Source organism: Streptomyces sp. DSM 116795 (assembly GCF_055792905.1).
This window is the reverse complement of sequence record NZ_CM147707.1, coordinates 3,802,098-3,818,188: the sequence shown is the minus strand read 5'-3', so window position 1 is coordinate 3,818,188 and position 16,091 is coordinate 3,802,098. Positions and strand designations below refer to the sequence as shown.

The following is a 16,091-nucleotide window of genomic DNA, read 5'->3' as shown; positions in this document are numbered from 1 at the left end:
CTCAACTCTTATGCCGTCTTTATGCGCACCCCCTTCTGACCAGGGGATAAACAGGGGTATCGGGCCTGCGGGGCGGCGCACGGACCCCGTAGGGCGCCCCGCGACGCAGATCACCGCGCGCCCGGGTACCAGCAGGGCACGGGGAGTGGGTAGTCTCGTACGAATCAGATAAGTTACCGCTTAGTAAGCCACCCGATCAGGTCTCGCCCGAAGGCCGCCCGAGGAGCCCCCATGCAACTCGCCGCGATCGTCGTTTCGCTGGTGCTGGCCGCGGTCGGCATCGCGCTGTTCGCGCGCGCCATCGCGCAGATCTACCGCTTCGTCAGGCTGGGGCAGCCGGTGCCCGCCGGCACGCGGACCGACGTCCCGGCTGCGCGCACGCTCACCGTGGCCCGCGAGTTCTTCGGTCACACACGCATGAACCGGTGGGGCGTCGTCGGCTTCGCGCACTGGTTCGTCGCCGTCGGGTTCTTCGCGCTCGTGCTGACCCTCGTGCACGCCATGGGTCAGCTCTTCCAGGCCGACTGGACGCTGCCGCTCATCGGCACGTGGGCGCCGTACGAGATGTTCACGGAGTTCCTCGGCCTGATGACGACGCTCGGCATCGCCACGCTCATCGTCATCCGGCTGCTCAGCCTGCCCTCGCGGGCGGGCCGCAAGTCCCGCTTCGCGGGTTCCAAGGCGGGCCAGGCGTACTTCGTCGAGTACGTCATCCTCACGATCGGGGTGGCCATCCTCGTGCTGCGCGGACTGGAGGGCGCGCTGCACGGCGTACACGGCTACGAGGCCTCGTACTTCGTCTCCTACCCGCTGGCCGCCGCCTTCGACGGCCTGAGCGTGAGCGCGCTGCAGAACCTGACCTACCTGGTCGCGCTGATCAAGATCGGCACCTCGTTCGTGTGGATGATCGTCGTCGGCCTCAACACCAACATGGGTGTGGCCTGGCACCGCTTCCTCGCCTTCCCGAACATCTGGTTCAAGCGCAACGCGGAAGGCGGCACCGCGCTGGGTGAGCTGAAGCCGATGGTCTCCGGGGGCAAGGAGATCGACTTCGAGACGGCCCTCGACGACGAGAACGAGGAGGAGGTCCGCTTCGGCGCCTCCCAGGTCGAGGACTTCTCCTGGAAGGGCATCCTCGACTTCTCCACCTGTACGGAATGCGGCCGCTGCCAGTCGCAGTGCCCCGCCTGGAACACCGGCAAGCCCCTCTCGCCGAAGCTGCTGATCATGTCGCTGCGCGACCACGCGCACGCCAAGGCCCCGTATCTGCTCGCCGGCGGCGGCAAGACGATGGAGGGCGAGGAGAAGGCCACCGAGGAGCAGCTCAAGCACGTACCGAAGGCGGCGCTGGAGGAGGCCGAGCGCCCGCTGATCGGCACGGCAGAAGAGAACGGCGTCATCGACCCGGACGTGCTGTGGTCGTGCACCACGTGCGGTGCGTGCGTCGAGCAGTGCCCCGTCGACATCGAGCACATCGATCACATCGTCGACATGCGCCGCTACCAGGTGATGATCGAGAGCGCGTTCCCGAGCGAGGCCGGGACGATGCTCAAGAACCTGGAGAAGAAGGGCAACCCCTGGGGCCTGGCCAAGAAGCAGCGCCTGGAGTGGACGAAGGAGCTCGCGGAGGAGACCGGCTTCGAGGTGCCCGTCGTCGGCAAGACCGTCGAGGACCTCACCGAGGTCGACTACCTCTACTGGGTCGGCTGCGCGGGCGCCCTGGAGGACCGGGCGAAGAAGACCACCAAGGCCTTCGCGGAGCTGCTGCACATCGCCGGCGTCAACTTCGCGATCATGGGCGGCGACGAGAAGTGCACCGGCGACTCGCCCCGCCGCCTCGGCAACGAGTTCCTCTTCCAGCAGCTCGGCGAGGAGAACGTCGGCACGCTCAACGCCGCCTTCGGGGAGGACGATGACGACGAGAGCACCAAGCTCCCCGCCTCGAAGAAGAAGATCGTCGCGACCTGTCCGCACTGCTTCAACACGCTCGCCAACGAGTACCCGCAACTGGGCGGCCACTACGAGGTCGTCCACCACACCCAGCTGCTCCAGCACCTCGTGGACGAGGGCAAGCTGGTGCCCGTCACGCCGGTCGAGGGTCTGATCACGTACCACGACCCGTGCTACCTGGGCCGTCACAACAAGGTCTACACGCCGCCGCGCGAGATCATCGGCAAGGTGCCGGGCCTGCGGAACGAGGAGATGCACCGCCACAAGGAGCGCGGCTTCTGCTGCGGCGCGGGCGGCGCCCGGATGTGGATGGAAGAGCGCATCGGCAAGCGCATCAACAACGAGCGCGTGGACGAGGCCCTTTCGCTGGATCCGGACATCGTCTCGACCGCCTGCCCGTTCTGCCTCGTCATGCTGACGGACTCGGTCAACGGCAAGAAGAACGATGAGAAGGCCAAGGAGGAGCTGCGGGTCGTGGACGTCGCGCAGTTGCTGCTGGACTCCGTGCGTACGCCGGGCGAGGACGGCCCGTCGGACGAGCCTGAAACGGAGGAGAGCAGCGCCCCTGAGCCCGCCCGGTAGCCGCGGAGCCGGGTGCCCGGGTACCGGTCAACCGGCTTCAGAAGCCGAATCTCCGCGGGCAAAAATGCGTAAATGAACGGAGTCTGCCGTCCAGAACGGCAGACTCCGTTCGTTTGCGACAAGCTCCGTTCGTATTCAGTCACTTAGCGTTCTTCACACGTCAATCCCCTTCGGGGGATACCCAACCGGCACCCCGCGCCTTAGCCTCGCTGACCAGCGGCAGAAGTACCGGAAGCAGAAGCCGGAAGCAGAAAGGAGGCGACCCCGGTTGCTGGACGGCGGCGACGTGGTGGCGGAGACCAGCCCGGTCCGCCGTGTCTCCGCGAGACGGGACGTGCGTCCCGCCCCGGTCCCACCGGTGGTCGCGGACACCCGGCGCTTACGTTTCTGCGGCTGGAGAACACGGCCCGATAACCTGCGGGGCACAAGCGACCGGGCCCGCAAGGGACACAGGCAGGGGGAAGACCCGGTCCGTACGCCGACCACCGTCGAGGAGATGGGCGCATGCTGACCAACGAGCGCCTGTGCCGACTGCATTTCAGCTCACGAGACCTCCCACGCATCCGCATCGAGGTCGAGGAGTGCGCGGCCTCTGCCGGGCTCGCCGAGCCGCGCAGAGGCGAATTCGTCGTCGCCGTCGACGCCGTGGCGACCAACGCGGTCGAACACGCCGGCGGCACGGGCCGGCTGGTGATGCGTCACCTCGCGGGCGAACTGGAGTGCCGCGTCGAGGACTCCGGGCCCGGCTTCTCCGAGGACGTCATCCCCGAGCTGGCGCCCGGCGTGGCCGGAGCCACCGCGGGCCGCGGGCTGTGGCTGGCGCGCCTCGTCACCGACAGGCTCAGCGTCGAACCTGCGGGGCCGGAATCCGGCGCGGTGGTGACGCTGGCCGTGAAGCTGCCCGGCGGCTGACCGGGGCCAGCCGTTCGCGGGCGTCGCGGCCGGTGTGGCCGTCGCGGTCCTCCGCGGCCGGTGCGGCCGTCGCGGTCCTCCGCGGCCGGTACGGCCGTCCTCGTCCGGCCCGGCGGCGGACTTCTCGTCCCGTCGGCTGACGGCACGCCATGACAGCCCTTAGGGGTGAGCCCTACGAGTTGTACCGGATCGGCCACAAAGCCTGTCCCAATCTCCCGGGCCCGGCTTTGGCGGCCCGGGGACAAGGTACGTTCGAAGGCGTGGCTGGTTTCAGGATCGGACGCGGCCGGGGCTCCCGGAACGCGCAGCAGCAAGGGCAGTACCGCGGACCACAGGGGCGGGCGCAGGGCGCGCCGGGCCCCGGCCCGGGGGCGTACGGACAGCGCCCGCCGGAGCAGTGGCCACGCAGGGGCGGCGGCCGTGGCGAGCCCGAGTACTTCGGTGAGCCGCACGGCGCACAGCCGCACCCGGGGCAGGGCTACGGACCGGGTCACGGACAAGGCCAGGGCTACGGGCAAGGCCCCGGTCCCGGCGCCCCGGGCCAGGGCCGCAGCGGTCCCCCGTTCGGTCCGGGCCCCTACGCCGCCGGCAACGGTCCGGCACATGGCAGCGGCCCCGCCGCCGACCCGTACGGCGACTCCTCGGGACACACCCGTTCCTTCACCGTCCCGGACCCGTTCAGCGCGCACGGCGCCTACGGCCCGGACGACGGCTACGGCCGCCCGGCACCGCCCTCCGGCCCGCGGCTGCACTGGAAGGAGCTGCTGAGCGGCATCCTGGTGCGCCCCGGCGCGACCTTCTGGCAGATGCGCGACCACAGCGTCTGGGGCACGGCGATCATCGTCACGTTCCTCTACGGGCTGCTCCTGATCTTCGGCCTCGACGACGCCCGCGAAGAGGCCATACACGCCACGCTGTCGAGCGCGATCCCGTACGTCCTGAGCACAGGCATCGCGGTGGTCCTCGCCGGCCTCATCCTGGGCGCGGTCACGCACACTCTCGCCCGCCAGTTCGGAGGCGACGGCGCATGGGCGCCGACGGCCGGACTGTCGATGCTGATCATGTCGCTGACGGACGCACCGCGCCTCCTCGTCGCCCTCTTCCTGGGCGGCGCGCACCCCTTCGTCCAGGGACTGGGCTGGGTGACCTGGGTCGCCATGGGTGTGCTCTTCACGATGATGGTCAGCCGCTCCCACGACATCCGGTGGCCGCGGGCGCTCGGCGCCTCGGCCGTGCAGCTCGTGGCGCTGCTGGTGCTGATCAAGCTGGGCAATCTCTAGGAGTCCCGGGGCGGCGGTCCGCCGCCGCCCTCGCTCTTCCGCCCCTTCGGCCCCTCCGGGCCCTCCTGGTCCTGCCGCTCGGCGCGGTGGCCCCTGCTCTCTGCACGGCTTCCCGGCGTCTCCGGCGGGCTGCCGGGGTGGAACCGTTCGTAGTGGGTGGTGACGATGCTCCGCTCATGGTGCGTGTTGATCAGATGCAGCATCAGCGCCGCCAGCGCGATCAGCACGAGGATGACGCCGACGGTGACGAGTATGTCCAGCATGGCCGCTCCTCCTCCCCTTCCTCTTGCTGTGGCTCGGGCGCGCACGCATTCACGTACGTACGCACGTGACGCGGGTGCCCATTTCGCGTGCGGAACACAGCACCGCTCCCGTACGCGCGCAGGGCACACCCCCACGCCGGCCCGGCGCGGCCCGGCAACTCCTCGCTGAGAACGGGCACTTCGCACCCGGAACGGGCAGGCCGAAAATCCTCGGAGGCGCAGTATTCTCAGTGTTCTCAGCCTCTCCCTGTGGGGATTCGGTCACTGCCGGTCAGGGCCGGTCAAGGCCAGTCAGCACCCGTCAGACCGGTCCGTCCCGTCGTGGGTCGGTCGCGGCGCAGAGGCGGACGCTGGCGCGGGAGGCGGGGAGCCGGCCGAGCGGGGAGGGGGCGCAGAGATGACCGAGGTGTTCGTACGGCGGCTCAGCCGGTGGCAGGCGGACCGGGAGCGGGAGGCCGTCGCCGACTTGTACGTCGAGGCGTACCGGGGCACGGCGGGCGAGCAGTTCCACGACCGGCAGGAGTATCTGCGCCGGCTCGGCGAGCACGTACAGCGCACCGGGTTCGAGCTGGTGACCGCGAGCACGGGCGGGGCACTGGCAGGCAGCGTGTACGGCTACCGCGCGGAACGTACGGACGAGTGGTGGCGGGGCCTGCACGGCGAACTGCCCGCGGAGGCGGCCGAACTCACCGCGTCCGGCCGGGTGTTCGTGATGACCGAGCTGATGGTGCTGCCCTCCTTCCGCCGCCGCGGCATCGCCACGCGCCTGCAGGAACACCTGCTGACCCCCGCGGGCATCGGCCTCGCCGTCACACTGATCGATCAGGAGGACGCCCCCGCCCGCTGTGCGCTGACCGCATGGGGCTGGGAGAGCCTCGGGAAGATCACGCCCTCGCCGGACCGCCCGCCACTGGAGGCCTGGACCCGGCGTCCGCCCAGGTAGAGGACCGGCGAAAGGCCTGGTGGGCGGCCTGCCGGCGGAGCGAGAGGTCCGGGAATCCGCCGGAGGTACTCTGGAAAAAATGGGCGATAACGCCCATCGATGCTTTAGACCCATCAGGGCTTCGAAGCTTGAGGCGGCGGCCGGACAGCTCGCTGTCCGCTGTCCGCTCCGTCAGATCTCGCAGGGCGACAGAGGGGCGGACACCATGAGGGTCGAACCGAGTATCCCGGACACGGCACAGCGTGTGTCCGACGCACCGGACGCACCGCGCCCAGCCGACGGATCCGGAGCGCCCGGCGCACCCGGCGCACCCGGCGCCCCCAGAGCACCCGGCGCACTCGGCATCCACATCGCGGGCAGCGCGGACGCGGAGCCCAACATGCCGATTGTGGACCTCTCCGCCCTGAGCGCTCTCCATCTCCCCGTAGAACCGGGCCTGTTGGCGCTCCGGCTGAAGTCCGAACCGTCCGGCGAAGGGCTCTTCGACGGCGCATGGTGGCCGCACTCCCGCGACATCCACGCCGAACTGCCAGGGCTGGTGACCGTACTGAGCGAGCACCTGGGGCCCATCGACCGCATCGGCCTGGACGCGGACGCCTGGGACGGGCTCGGGGAGCCCCTCTTCGTCGAAGGCAGGCTCATACAGATCGACTGGTTCCCGGTAGGGGACGACACGGTCATCGTCACGCGCGGCGGCCTCGACAACTTCTCCCTGCTCGCCATCTCCCCCGACGCCGGCGTCGACGAGGCACACGCCGCGATGACCATGGCCACGCACATCGGCAACACGGAGTCCGGCCAGCAGATCCTCGTCGCGACAGGCATCGCGCGGCCGGCGTGGCACGGCACCGCTGAGTGACCCGGCACCGCGCTGAGTGACCCGGCACCGCTGATTGACGCGGAGCCGTGATCCGGGAGTCGGGAGCCGGGCCCGGACCGGCCGCACCGGGTGGCCCCGGCATCTTCTCATCAAATTGATTTGATGTATTCTCCTGTCCATGACGCCGTCGAACCAGGCCGCCCCGCCGTTCGTGCGCCTGGCCGCACATCCGCTGCGGTGGCGGCTGCTGACCGAACTCGCGGACAGCGACTACCGGGTCCGGGAGTTGGTGACGCTGGTGGGTGAGCCGCAGAACCTGGTCTCCTACCACCTGCGGCTGCTGCGTGACGGCGGGCTGGTCACCGCCACGCGCAGCAGCTTCGACGGCCGCGACAGCTACTACCACCTGGATCTGGACCGCTGCGCGGACGCGCTGGCCGAAACCGGCGCCGTGCTGCACCCGGCACTGCGCCGGGAGACCGCGCCGCGCACGCCCCCAGTGGACCTGCGGCACTCGCCCCGCGTCGGCGTGCTGTTCGTGTGCACGGGCAACAGCGCCCGCTCACCGATCGCCGAGGCCCTGCTACGGCACCGCACCGGCGGCCGGGTCGAGGTGGCCAGCGCCGGCAGCAGGCCCAAGCCCCGCCTTCATGCCGACGCCGTACGGGTGCTGCACGACGAGTTCGACATCGACATCGCCGGCCGGTGCCCTCAGCACCTGGACGCGGTTACCGGCCGCCGGTTCGACTACGTGATCAGCCTGTGCGACAAGGCCCGCGAGGCCTGCACCGACTTTCCGGACCATGACCGGCGGGCGCACTGGAGCATCCCCGACCCCGCCACGGCCGGCAACACCGCCCGGCCCGGCTACCCCGCCTTCCAGCACACCGCGGCCGGCATCGACACCCGCATCAGACACCTGATGCCCGTCCTCGCCGCCACCCGCTCTTGAAGGAGATTCAGCCATGACAGCACCGGACCAGCACGCCAGTGTCCGCTACCTCGTCGATGACGTGCAGATGGCGGTCGACTTCTACACCACCCATCTCGGCTTCACCCTGAACACCATCGTCGTGCCCGCCTTCGCCGACGTGGTCCGCGGCCCGCTGCGGCTGCTGCTGTCCGGGCCGGCCAGCTCGGGCGCCCGCGCCACCCCCGACGATGCAGCCACCGCCGGACGCAACCGCATCCATCTGACCGTCGACGACCTGGATGCCGAGATCGACCGACTGCGCGGCGCAGGACTGTCGTTCCGCAGCGAGGTGGTCGCCGGCCCCGGCGGACGCCAGATCCTGCTCACCGACCCCGCCGGCAACCTCATCGAGCTGTTCCAACCCGCCCACCGGCCGGGCACATCCACACAGGCCACACCCTGATCAGACGCCACCACGATCGCGCCCTGCTGCACGGCGCCGGAGCATCACCGGTCAGAGCGCTTCCTTGTTCTCCTTGGGCGCCTCTCCAGACGTACGTACTGGAGGCAGGACACTCCATGGGAAGTTGATCCACTCGTCCGTACGCCGCCACACGTACTCGCACTTCACCGCGGACTGCGACTTCTCGTAGATCACCGCGCTGCGCACCTCCGCGACGTGCTCCGCGCAGAAGTCCTGAACCAGCTTCAACGTCCGCCCCGTGTCCGCGACATCGTCCGCGATGAGCACCTTCTTCTCGCTCAGATCCACGACGTTGGGTACGGGCGGCAGCATGACCGGCATGTCCAGGGTCTTGCCGACCCCCGTATAGAACTCGACGTTCATGACATGCAGGTTCTTCACGTCCAGCGCGTAACCGAGCCCGCCCGCGACGAACAGGCCGCCGCGCGCGATGGACAGAATGATGTCCGGGTCGTACCCGTCGTCGGCGACGGCCTGCGCCAACTCCCGTACCGCCTCCCCGAACATCGGGTACGTCAGGTTCTCCCGCGCTTCACCGCTCACGCCCGTCCCTCCCTCTCGATCGGCTCCGGTCAGACCTGCGTCCGGTGGAAGTTCATGTACGAGCGCGACGGAGTCGGGCCGCGCTGCCCCTGATAGCGGGAGCCGTTCGGCGCCGACCCGTACGGATACTCCGCAGGCGACGTCAGCCGGAACATGCACAACTGCCCGATCTTCATGCCGGGCCACAACTTCATCGGCAGCGTCGCCACGTTCGACAACTCCAGGGTCACGTGACCCGAGAAGCCCGGATCGATGAAACCCGCGGTCGAGTGCGTCAGCAGGCCGAGCCGCCCCAGCGAACTCTTGCCCTCCAGGCGGGAGGCGATGTCGTCCGGCAGCGAGACCACTTCGTACGTCGACGCGAGCACGAACTCGCCGGGGTGAAGGATGAAGGGCTCGTCGCCCACCGCCTCGATCAGCCTTGTCAGATCGGGCTGTTCGACGGCGGGGTCGATATGCGGATACCGGTGATTCTCGAACACCCGGAAATAGCGGTCCAGTCGGACGTCGATGCTGGAGGGCTGCACCATCCCGGAGTCGTACGGATCGATCCGCACCCGGCCGGCGTCGATCTCCGCGCGGATGTCCTTGTCAGAGAGAAGCACGGGCCAGAGACTACGCGCACAGCGAGGGGCGGCCCAATCGAACCTGCCCCACGGCTGCGCACGACGGGCGAACCGCCCGTACCCGTCCGGGACGGCTACCGCTCACGGCGCGCGGGGCGCGGCACGACCGGAGCGTCGGGCGCCGGCGCGGTTCCCTGTGCGGGCACGGCTCCCCGTGCCGAGACCGGCACGGCCTGCCGCAGACGGGCACACCGCGGACACCGCAGCAGCCGCCCGGGACCGATGCGCCCGCTCCGCAGGTTCTGCATCGGGAACGTCGAGGTACTGAACACGTGCCCCTCGGCACACTGAACGACGGTGGCCTCCATCGCTCTCCTCTCCCCAAGTACGTGGTCGCCAAGTGCGGTCGACGAAAGCCACATTAGGGGATCAAACTGACAGCCCTCCGCCGGGCTCCCCGCCCCTACGCTACGCCCCCAACTCCCTTGCCCCGAGGGCCCTCACCCCGTCCCGGAGCAGCAAAAAGACCCCTCGTCCAGTGCGGCGGGGGTCGGTCATGGGGTAGAGTGTCCGGCGTTGAAGCCGTTGATCGAATGGCTCTTCGCGGGTGTAGTTTAATGGTAGAACATGAGCTTCCCAAGCTCAGAGCGCGGGTTCGATTCCCGTCACCCGCTCCAGCACAAAGCCCCAGGCCAGAGGCCCGGGGCTTGTTTGTTGTGCGGACTGTCTCAGTCCTTCCTATTGGTCTCGTGCCCGCTGCGTGCCCGAATCGTCGTGGGTCTCGCCGTTCCGACGCTGCTCGGCGGCCTGGCGGTCGGCCAGCACACGGGCCTCGATGCCGGCGGCGACTTCACGCTGACGCTCCAGCGTCGAGTGCTGATAGATCAGCGCCGCCTTCTCCGAGGACTGACCGGCCCGGACCATCGTGTCCTTGAGCGTCGCTCCGCTCTGCGTCGACAGGGTGTGTCCAGTGTGACGAAGATCGTAGAAGCGAAATCCCTCGGGCATGCCGACTTTCTCACGCGCCTTACGCCACTTCCGCCCGAACGAGCTTCGCCGGAAAGGGGCACCCTTCTCGCCGACGAACAGCAATCCGTTCGGGTCCTTCTCCGCATACCAGTCGAGGTGCCGCGTCAGCTCCTTGCGAAGGAAGCCGGGCAGCACGATGAACCGCTTTCCCGCCTCAGACTTCGTGTCGCCGACAGCACGACGTCCGGTGGTCAGCTCGGGGGCAGCACGGCGAACCCAGATCCCGACCGCGTCGAGATCGACGTCTGAGCGCCGCATCTCGGCTTGTTCCTCGGGACGAGCCGGGCCGTACGCCGCGATGTAGACCATTAGGCGCCAGCGCGGACCCATGGCGTCGGCGAGTGCGTCGACCTGGTCGACCGTGGCGACGGGACGTTCACCGGCGGATTCCTTGCCAGCGCCCCGGATACGACAGGGGTTGCGACGGATCAACTCGTCATCCGCAGCTGTACCCATGATGGTCTTCAGCAGCCTGTACGTCTTGGCAACGGTCGTGGCCCCCGTGTTCTTCAGCAGCTCCGTGCGCCACGTACGGACACGAGGAGGCGTGATCTCGTCCAGGTCGAGGCCACCGAAGGTCGGAAAGACGTGCAGCCGAAGCAGGCGCCGATACAGCTCCTCAGTCGTGGGCGACAGTGAACGCTCCCCTACCCACTGGACGGCGTACTTCTCAAATTTGACCGCGCCGGCCCCTGGGTCCTGCCACTCTCCGCGTCGCAACTCGGTCTGCTTCTCAGCCAGCCAGTCATCAGCCTCGCGTCTCGACGCGAAGGTCTCTGGGGCCGGTCGGTCGATGCCATCAGGGCCCGGATACCGAGCCTGGAATCGGCCCGACGGGAGCTTCCGGACGCGGCCGAAGGTCCGCCTCTTCTTCGCCATCAGGCAGCCGCCCTTCGGACCCGGGAACGACGGGGACGCATCGGCTGGACGGTGTTCTCCTCGATGTACGCGGCAAGGGCGCTCTCTGGGACGCGCACGTGACGGCCGACCTTCACGAAGGTGATGCGCCGCTCGGCGATCAGCCGACGGGGGAATCGGGCGGTGGTGCCGAGGAGTTCGGCGACCTGGTCGATGCTGAGGTATCGGTCCGTCATCCTGCGATCTCTCCTTCCGTGCTGGTGGCGGTTGCTGGTGTGCTGGGTTCGGCGAGCGAAGCGGAGAGCCATTGCTCGATCGGATCGAGGCCGGTTCCGACGAAGGACCAGTGCGAGAGGACGAGGGTCGTCTCTTCGCGAGCCGCGCCTTTATCCACGGGCTGTGGATGGTTTTCGCCGCGTGCGATGGCGACTTGGAGGCGGCGCCATTCGGCGCGCGCGTTGCGGAGTGCGCCAAGGGTGGTGGAGTAGCAGCGGGTCTTGGTGGAGAAGTGGCCGCGGAAGCCAAGCATGTGGGCCCAGGCCCTCAGCCGCAGGTGAGCCAGGTCCTTACGCGCACCGAGGGCCCAGGCCGTGCGGATCATCCGCTCCGCGTGGGCACTGATGTCGAGTTGGGCGAGCTCGGCTACGAACTTCAGTCGGCGGTCGAGGGTGCCGGTGGCTGTCTCGGCTCCCTTGGTGGCGTACTTGGCGATGTAGGCGGCCACCGCTCGGTCGGTGAGTTCATGGCCGCCATCGAAGTCGGGGCCGTGGATGGTGCGTACGTCGAGCTGGCGGCCGAAGGTGAAGGTGTGGGTGCGCTCGTCGATGACGGGGCCGGCCACTCTCACCTTCTGCGAGGCAGCCTCGATCGCGTCGGTCAGCAGCTCGGCGGTAGCCCAGGCCGGGGGTGAACTGTCGCCGCCGAGGGGCCCGTCGAGGCGGATCACGGCGTGGAAGTGGACGGCTCCGCGCTTCTGGTACTCGGCAACCTTGGCGAAGGAGACCCGGGCGAAGTGCCGGAAGGCCCGCTGCGTCAGCCCGGCCCGCTTGGCGACCTCGCGGCGCAGGTAGATGGCGAAGCGCCGCCAGAGCATCCCGGCGTGCGCGTTCCACAGCACCGCCGCTGCGTAGTCGTACGAGTCGGGGTCCAGGGGTGTGCCGAGTGCGGCGTCGTCCTGATCGTGACGCTTACCGCACCGGCAGGGACGTGCTGAACCACCAGGCGAGGTAGGCCGGTTGTGCACCGGGCCGAAGCTCGGGGCAGTGAACGTCGCGAAGACTCGCGGATGTGAAGTGACCGTCTCGGGTGTGCCCTTGCCGCCGCGGAGTCCGGCGGTGATCAGGTGGAAGGTGTCCCGGCGGTAGGTCTCCGCGCAGGCCGCACAGCGAGTCGTACGGCGGTTCCCGCACCGCACCAGGAGCTGACCGGCAGGCATGTGGGCCGAGTTGAGGCGGTGCAGCTCGGCGCCGATCTCAACTGTATTGGTGTCGACGCGGTGCTCTGTGCGCTGTCCGACGAGGCGTACGGGATTCGTGCAGCCGCCGAGCGTGGAGAGCTGGCGGAGGATACCGGGCAGGGACCCGGTTGAGGCGAGCGTCCCGAGTTCAGTGAGTGGAGTCGGGCCGTGGCGGGTGATGATGGTCTTCTCCTTTCGGCTTCGGCCGGAGGGGGTTGGGCTGCCGGGGCGGTGGATGCTTGGCGGTATCGAGACCGCCCCGGTAGCCGCTCAGCGGCGGTGCTGTGAGTTCAGGAGTGAGCGCAGGACGACGGCGGCGACGGCCACGGAGACGGCCGAGATGGCAACGGCGGTCAGAAGCGCGGTGAGCACGACGCCGCCCAGGAGCACGAGGGCGACGGCGCCGGTGCTGACGGACGGCAGAGATCGGCGTACGGGCGTCGCGGTGGCCGAGTGGTGGCCGTGGATGACGGGACTAGAACCCGCGACATAGGCGCTGTCGCTGGCATTCGGGGGCAGTTGGGGCCGGAAGAGCATGGCGGTTCCTCCTTCAGTCGTGGGTGCCGTTGACGACGTCGACCCCGTTGCGGGTGCCGGAGTCGATCGCTGGAGCAAGGAAGGTGTCGGCGAGGTAGAAGCCGAAGAGGGCGATCACGACGACAAGCCATATGCGGACGCCGAGGAACTTCACGGCGCCCCAAGCGATGAGGCCGAGGACGACGACGAGGGGCAGGCTGACGGTCATGGCGGGAGGTCTCCTTTCAGCGGACGGGGCAGCGGTGCGTACGGGCGGCGAGTTCGGCGGCGGCTCGGGAGTCGTAGTCGGCGGAGAAGCCACAGCGCGGGGCGGTGCAGGCGGCGGTGTGCTTCTCCCGGCCGCGGTTGTCGTGGGCGGTGCCGACCTGGACGGGCCCGACGCGGGTTACGCGGTGGAAGCGGCGGTTTAAGGTCACGGCGAGTTCTCCTGTCTGGTCAGGTGAGTTGAGCGGCGATCTGTTCGGCGAGCGGTGTGGGGACGCCGAGGCGGGCGCGGAGTGTGGCTGTGTCGATGCGTGCGCCTGTGCGGGCCTCATGGGCGTCGGCGACCTTGCGTGCGTGCGCGACGAGCGCGGCCGGAACCGCCGGGGCAGTGCCCTCCGGCTTGGCGAGCGCGGGTGCTGGCGACTCCGCCGAAACCGGCTCGACCAGAGCGCTGGATTCCTGCTCGGCGGTCTGGGCAGGTCCCGAACTGCTCGTCGCAGTCGGCTCGTTCGATCCGTGAGCAAGGAGCGTTCCGCCGAAGAAGGCCAGTGCTGGCCATCCGGCGACGAGGATGCGGAGCCAGGCGGGCACGTCGTCCAGGTCGAGGAGGCCGGCGGTGGAGATGTTCGCGCCGAGCGACGCGGCCAGGGCGACGAGGAACCAGCACCAGCCCGCGGCCTTGTCCCGTCCGGACCTCAGCCGCCGCCAGGCAGCGACCAACAGCAGGTCGACGGAGACCGGGTAGGCCCACGCCTTCCAGCCGTCCTGTCCGGCGGCCGAGGCCAGGTCGTGAAGGTGCGCGAAGGACAGCGCGGCGGCGATGACCGCCTGGATCAATACGGCGTCAACGCGGGCCAGTTGAGCGCGCACGGGAGCCTCCTTTCTGGTTTCAGGCATGGGAGGGGTAGGGACGTGGCGCGATGCGGTCGCGCCAACCGGGTTGTGGGTGTGGTCAGTCGAGGACCGGGCGGGGCTTCACCAGCGAGATCGGCCGGTCGCCGGACGGCACCGGTGCGGAAGGCCGGAACGGGTCGAGCGCGGGCACGTCCGGCACCATGTGAGCGGCTTCCTGGCAGACGGCGGCAGCGTCGGCCAGCGACAGGTATGGCGTACGGATGCGGGACCAGCCGCCGGAGGTATCACCGGCCACGGCCAGTCCAGGCCGCTCCGGAGCGATGGCACATGCGGCCTCGACCGCTTCGGGGGCGATGTCGCCGAGCGCCATCTTCGCCGACGCCTCGTCGTTGACACGGTGGCAGACGCGGCCGGAGAGCTGGGCGCGGAGCATGGTGGCGCCCTTACCCAGTTCGGCCCCGAAGCGTTGTCCGCACACCTCCAGGTAGATGCCGGCGGCGCGGCCGAGTTGGGCGAGTCGGATGAGCTGGGTGACCATCTCGTCCCGCCTCTCCTCGTCCTTTCGCGTGGCGATGAGGAAGAGTTCGGCGATCTCGTCGACAAACAGCACTACCGGTACGGGCCGTTGATGCTCGGGCAGTCCCCACACGTCCGAAGTGATCTCTTCATCAGGTGTGTTCGGGGCGATGCCCTGGCGGGCCTTGATGAGGTCGTAGCGCTCCTCCATCAGCCGCACCAACACCGGCAGCAGTTCCGCCGCCTCCCCCGGCTCGGTCGCCAGCGCCGACAGCCGGGAGGCGAAGGGCGCCAGTTCGACCCCGCGCTTGCAGTCGATCCCAGCCAGCGCGACCCGCTGACCGGCGAGACCCGCGACCAGGTGTCGCAGGTACATGGACTTTCCCGACAGCGTTGCACCGAGGGTGAGTTGGTGGGGTATCGCGCGGTAGTCCCGTACGAACGCCGTCGCGTCCTCCCGCAGAGCCACCGGCACCCGGAGGAAGCCGCCACCGGCCTTGCGCGGCATCCGCACCCGGTCCAGCACGTCGAAGCCGACAAGCCGCAGCTCGACCACACCGGGCTTCATCTCGTCCACGTGGACGGCGTGAACACCCCAGGAGTGCCGCAGCCGTTCAGCCGAAGCCGCCACGTCCGCGGGCTCCTGTCCGGGAGCGAGCCGCAGTCGCAGCCGCATCCCGGTCGACGTAGGCCGTATCAGGCCCCGGCGAGGAGGCACGGGCCGCACCTCGCGACGAGTCGTCGCACGCGTGGCGAACACCCGCAGCCGGGACGGTGGAACGGTCAGCCCGCAGGAGTCCATGACAGACCCGTACGAGCCCAGCAGCCGTGCCACCGACACCGGGAGGCCGACCGTGGACCAGTATGCGGCCGGATGCCGGGCCCGGAGGTAGGCGGCCCCACCACCAGCAGCGGCGAGGGGACCACCCACCTCCATCGCGTCAGCAGTTCCGACATCAGGTCAGGCCCCCACACCGGCCGGAACGGCACCTGGAGCAACAGCCGCTGCCCGGTAGGCGATTCCGTGACGCTGCTGCCCGTTGAACACCGATTCCCACGGCCGGGCGAACAGCCCCGGCAGGGAGACCGGAGCCCCGAGCGTCAGCCCTTCGGAGACGCCGCTTTCCGGCACGGTCACGTGGATGAGGGAGGACTCCCCCTCGTCGATGTAGACGACGCCGACCTTCATCAACGCCTCACCACTGACTGCGTCTTTGGCGATCTCCCCGGTCTGCCGATCCCGCACCTTCGGCTCCGGCACCTCGGTCAGCAGGATGGTGGCGTTCTCGGTCTCAACTCGGATGGTCTTCAAGGCTGTTCTTCTCCTTCAGTCATCCGAAGCCAGTCACACCTACTCGTCTATACAAGATGCGTTGTGGC

19 protein-coding genes and 1 tRNA gene are annotated in these 16,091 nt (G+C 69.2%); 8 read left to right on the top strand and 12 right to left on the bottom strand.

Annotated features, from left to right (window positions below; all coding sequences use genetic code 11):
* Positions 1-231: 231 nt before the first annotated feature.
* The 3 genes from ACSMXX_RS16465 to ACSMXX_RS16455 all read left to right on the top strand — a co-directional run bounded on the left by ACSMXX_RS16465 (position 232) and on the right by ACSMXX_RS16455 (position 4,724).
* On the top strand, positions 232-2,532 hold the full coding sequence (locus ACSMXX_RS16465; protein WP_473179460.1) for a (Fe-S)-binding protein: 2,301 nt from the start codon (positions 232-234) through the stop codon (positions 2,530-2,532).
* A gap of 504 nt (positions 2,533-3,036) precedes the next feature.
* Positions 3,037-3,444 carry an ATP-binding protein gene (locus tag ACSMXX_RS16460; protein WP_473179459.1) on the top strand — a complete coding sequence of 136 codons (408 nt, stop codon included), beginning with the start codon at positions 3,037-3,039 and terminating at the stop codon, positions 3,442-3,444.
* A 260-nt stretch (positions 3,445-3,704) separates the two neighbouring features.
* Positions 3,705-4,724, top strand: a complete 1,020-nt coding sequence (locus tag ACSMXX_RS16455) for a Yip1 family protein (protein ID WP_473179458.1) — start codon at positions 3,705-3,707, stop codon at positions 4,722-4,724.
* Here ACSMXX_RS16455 and ACSMXX_RS16450 read toward each other — a convergent pair.
* Complete coding sequence (locus tag ACSMXX_RS16450) at positions 4,721-4,987, bottom strand: hypothetical protein (RefSeq protein ID WP_473179457.1); 267 nt, start codon at positions 4,985-4,987, stop codon at positions 4,721-4,723. The genes ACSMXX_RS16455 and ACSMXX_RS16450 overlap by 4 nt on opposite strands.
* A gap of 397 nt (positions 4,988-5,384) precedes the next feature.
* Here ACSMXX_RS16450 and ACSMXX_RS16445 point away from each other — a divergent pair, with 397 nt between their 5' ends.
* The 4 genes from ACSMXX_RS16445 to ACSMXX_RS16430 all read left to right on the top strand — a co-directional run bounded on the left by ACSMXX_RS16445 (position 5,385) and on the right by ACSMXX_RS16430 (position 8,126).
* The gene (locus ACSMXX_RS16445; RefSeq protein WP_473179456.1) at positions 5,385-5,930 is read left to right on the top strand and encodes a GNAT family N-acetyltransferase; all 546 of its coding nucleotides are present in this window, start codon (positions 5,385-5,387) and stop codon (positions 5,928-5,930) included.
* A gap of 205 nt (positions 5,931-6,135) precedes the next feature.
* Positions 6,136-6,789, top strand: coding sequence for a DUF5994 family protein (locus ACSMXX_RS16440; RefSeq protein WP_473179455.1), 654 nt, complete (start codon positions 6,136-6,138; stop codon positions 6,787-6,789).
* 139 nt (positions 6,790-6,928) lie between these two features.
* Positions 6,929-7,702 (top strand): arsenate reductase/protein-tyrosine-phosphatase family protein, encoded by a 774-nt coding sequence (locus ACSMXX_RS16435; protein WP_473179454.1) that lies wholly within the window; start codon positions 6,929-6,931, stop codon positions 7,700-7,702.
* A 13-nt stretch (positions 7,703-7,715) separates the two neighbouring features.
* Positions 7,716-8,126, top strand: a complete 411-nt coding sequence (locus ACSMXX_RS16430) for a VOC family protein (RefSeq protein ID WP_473179453.1) — start codon at positions 7,716-7,718, stop codon at positions 8,124-8,126.
* Between the two features lie 51 nt (positions 8,127-8,177).
* Here the strand turns inward: ACSMXX_RS16430 and ACSMXX_RS16425 are convergent, their stop codons facing one another.
* Both ACSMXX_RS16425 and dcd read right to left on the bottom strand, forming a co-directional pair.
* Complete coding sequence (locus ACSMXX_RS16425) at positions 8,178-8,654, bottom strand: phosphoribosyltransferase (RefSeq protein WP_473184811.1); 477 nt, start codon at positions 8,652-8,654, stop codon at positions 8,178-8,180.
* Between the two features lie 65 nt (positions 8,655-8,719).
* Positions 8,720-9,295, bottom strand: a complete 576-nt coding sequence (gene dcd / locus ACSMXX_RS16420) for a dCTP deaminase (protein WP_473179452.1) — start codon at positions 9,293-9,295, stop codon at positions 8,720-8,722.
* Positions 9,296-9,859: 564 nt separating this feature from the next.
* Between dcd and ACSMXX_RS16415 the strand changes: the two genes are divergently transcribed.
* Positions 9,860-9,933 (top strand) — tRNA-Gly (locus ACSMXX_RS16415).
* A gap of 61 nt (positions 9,934-9,994) precedes the next feature.
* Here ACSMXX_RS16415 and ACSMXX_RS16410 read toward each other — a convergent pair.
* From ACSMXX_RS16410 to ACSMXX_RS16370, 9 genes are all read right to left on the bottom strand, one after another.
* On the bottom strand, positions 9,995-11,164 hold the full coding sequence (locus ACSMXX_RS16410; RefSeq protein WP_473179451.1) for a tyrosine-type recombinase/integrase: 1,170 nt from the start codon (positions 11,162-11,164) through the stop codon (positions 9,995-9,997).
* Positions 11,164-11,379, bottom strand: coding sequence for an excisionase family DNA-binding protein (locus ACSMXX_RS16405; RefSeq protein WP_473179450.1), 216 nt, complete (start codon positions 11,377-11,379; stop codon positions 11,164-11,166). Before ACSMXX_RS16405 ends, ACSMXX_RS16410 begins: the two co-directional genes overlap by 1 nt.
* The gene (locus ACSMXX_RS16400) at positions 11,376-12,719 is read right to left on the bottom strand and encodes a replication initiator (protein ID WP_473184810.1); all 1,344 of its coding nucleotides are present in this window, start codon (positions 12,717-12,719) and stop codon (positions 11,376-11,378) included. Before ACSMXX_RS16400 ends, ACSMXX_RS16405 begins: the two co-directional genes overlap by 4 nt.
* A gap of 150 nt (positions 12,720-12,869) precedes the next feature.
* On the bottom strand, positions 12,870-13,136 hold the full coding sequence (locus ACSMXX_RS16395) for a SpdD protein (protein ID WP_473179449.1): 267 nt from the start codon (positions 13,134-13,136) through the stop codon (positions 12,870-12,872).
* 13 nt (positions 13,137-13,149) lie between these two features.
* Positions 13,150-13,344 carry a hypothetical protein gene (locus ACSMXX_RS16390; RefSeq protein ID WP_314175699.1) on the bottom strand — a complete coding sequence of 65 codons (195 nt, stop codon included), beginning with the start codon at positions 13,342-13,344 and terminating at the stop codon, positions 13,150-13,152.
* A 16-nt stretch (positions 13,345-13,360) separates the two neighbouring features.
* Positions 13,361-13,552: a mobile element transfer protein gene (locus ACSMXX_RS16385; RefSeq protein WP_473179448.1), complete on the bottom strand. Its 192-nt coding sequence runs from the start codon at positions 13,550-13,552 to the stop codon at positions 13,361-13,363.
* A gap of 19 nt (positions 13,553-13,571) precedes the next feature.
* Positions 13,572-14,210, bottom strand: a complete 639-nt coding sequence (locus ACSMXX_RS16380) for a DUF2637 domain-containing protein (protein ID WP_473179447.1) — start codon at positions 14,208-14,210, stop codon at positions 13,572-13,574.
* Positions 14,211-14,292: 82 nt separating this feature from the next.
* A complete protein-coding gene (locus ACSMXX_RS16375) occupies positions 14,293-15,648 on the bottom strand; it encodes an FtsK/SpoIIIE domain-containing protein (RefSeq protein WP_473179446.1) in 1,356 nt (451 codons plus the stop codon).
* Between the two features lie 24 nt (positions 15,649-15,672).
* Positions 15,673-16,023, bottom strand: a complete 351-nt coding sequence (locus ACSMXX_RS16370) for an SCO3933 family regulatory protein (RefSeq protein ID WP_473179445.1) — start codon at positions 16,021-16,023, stop codon at positions 15,673-15,675.
* Positions 16,024-16,091 lie beyond the last annotated feature (68 nt).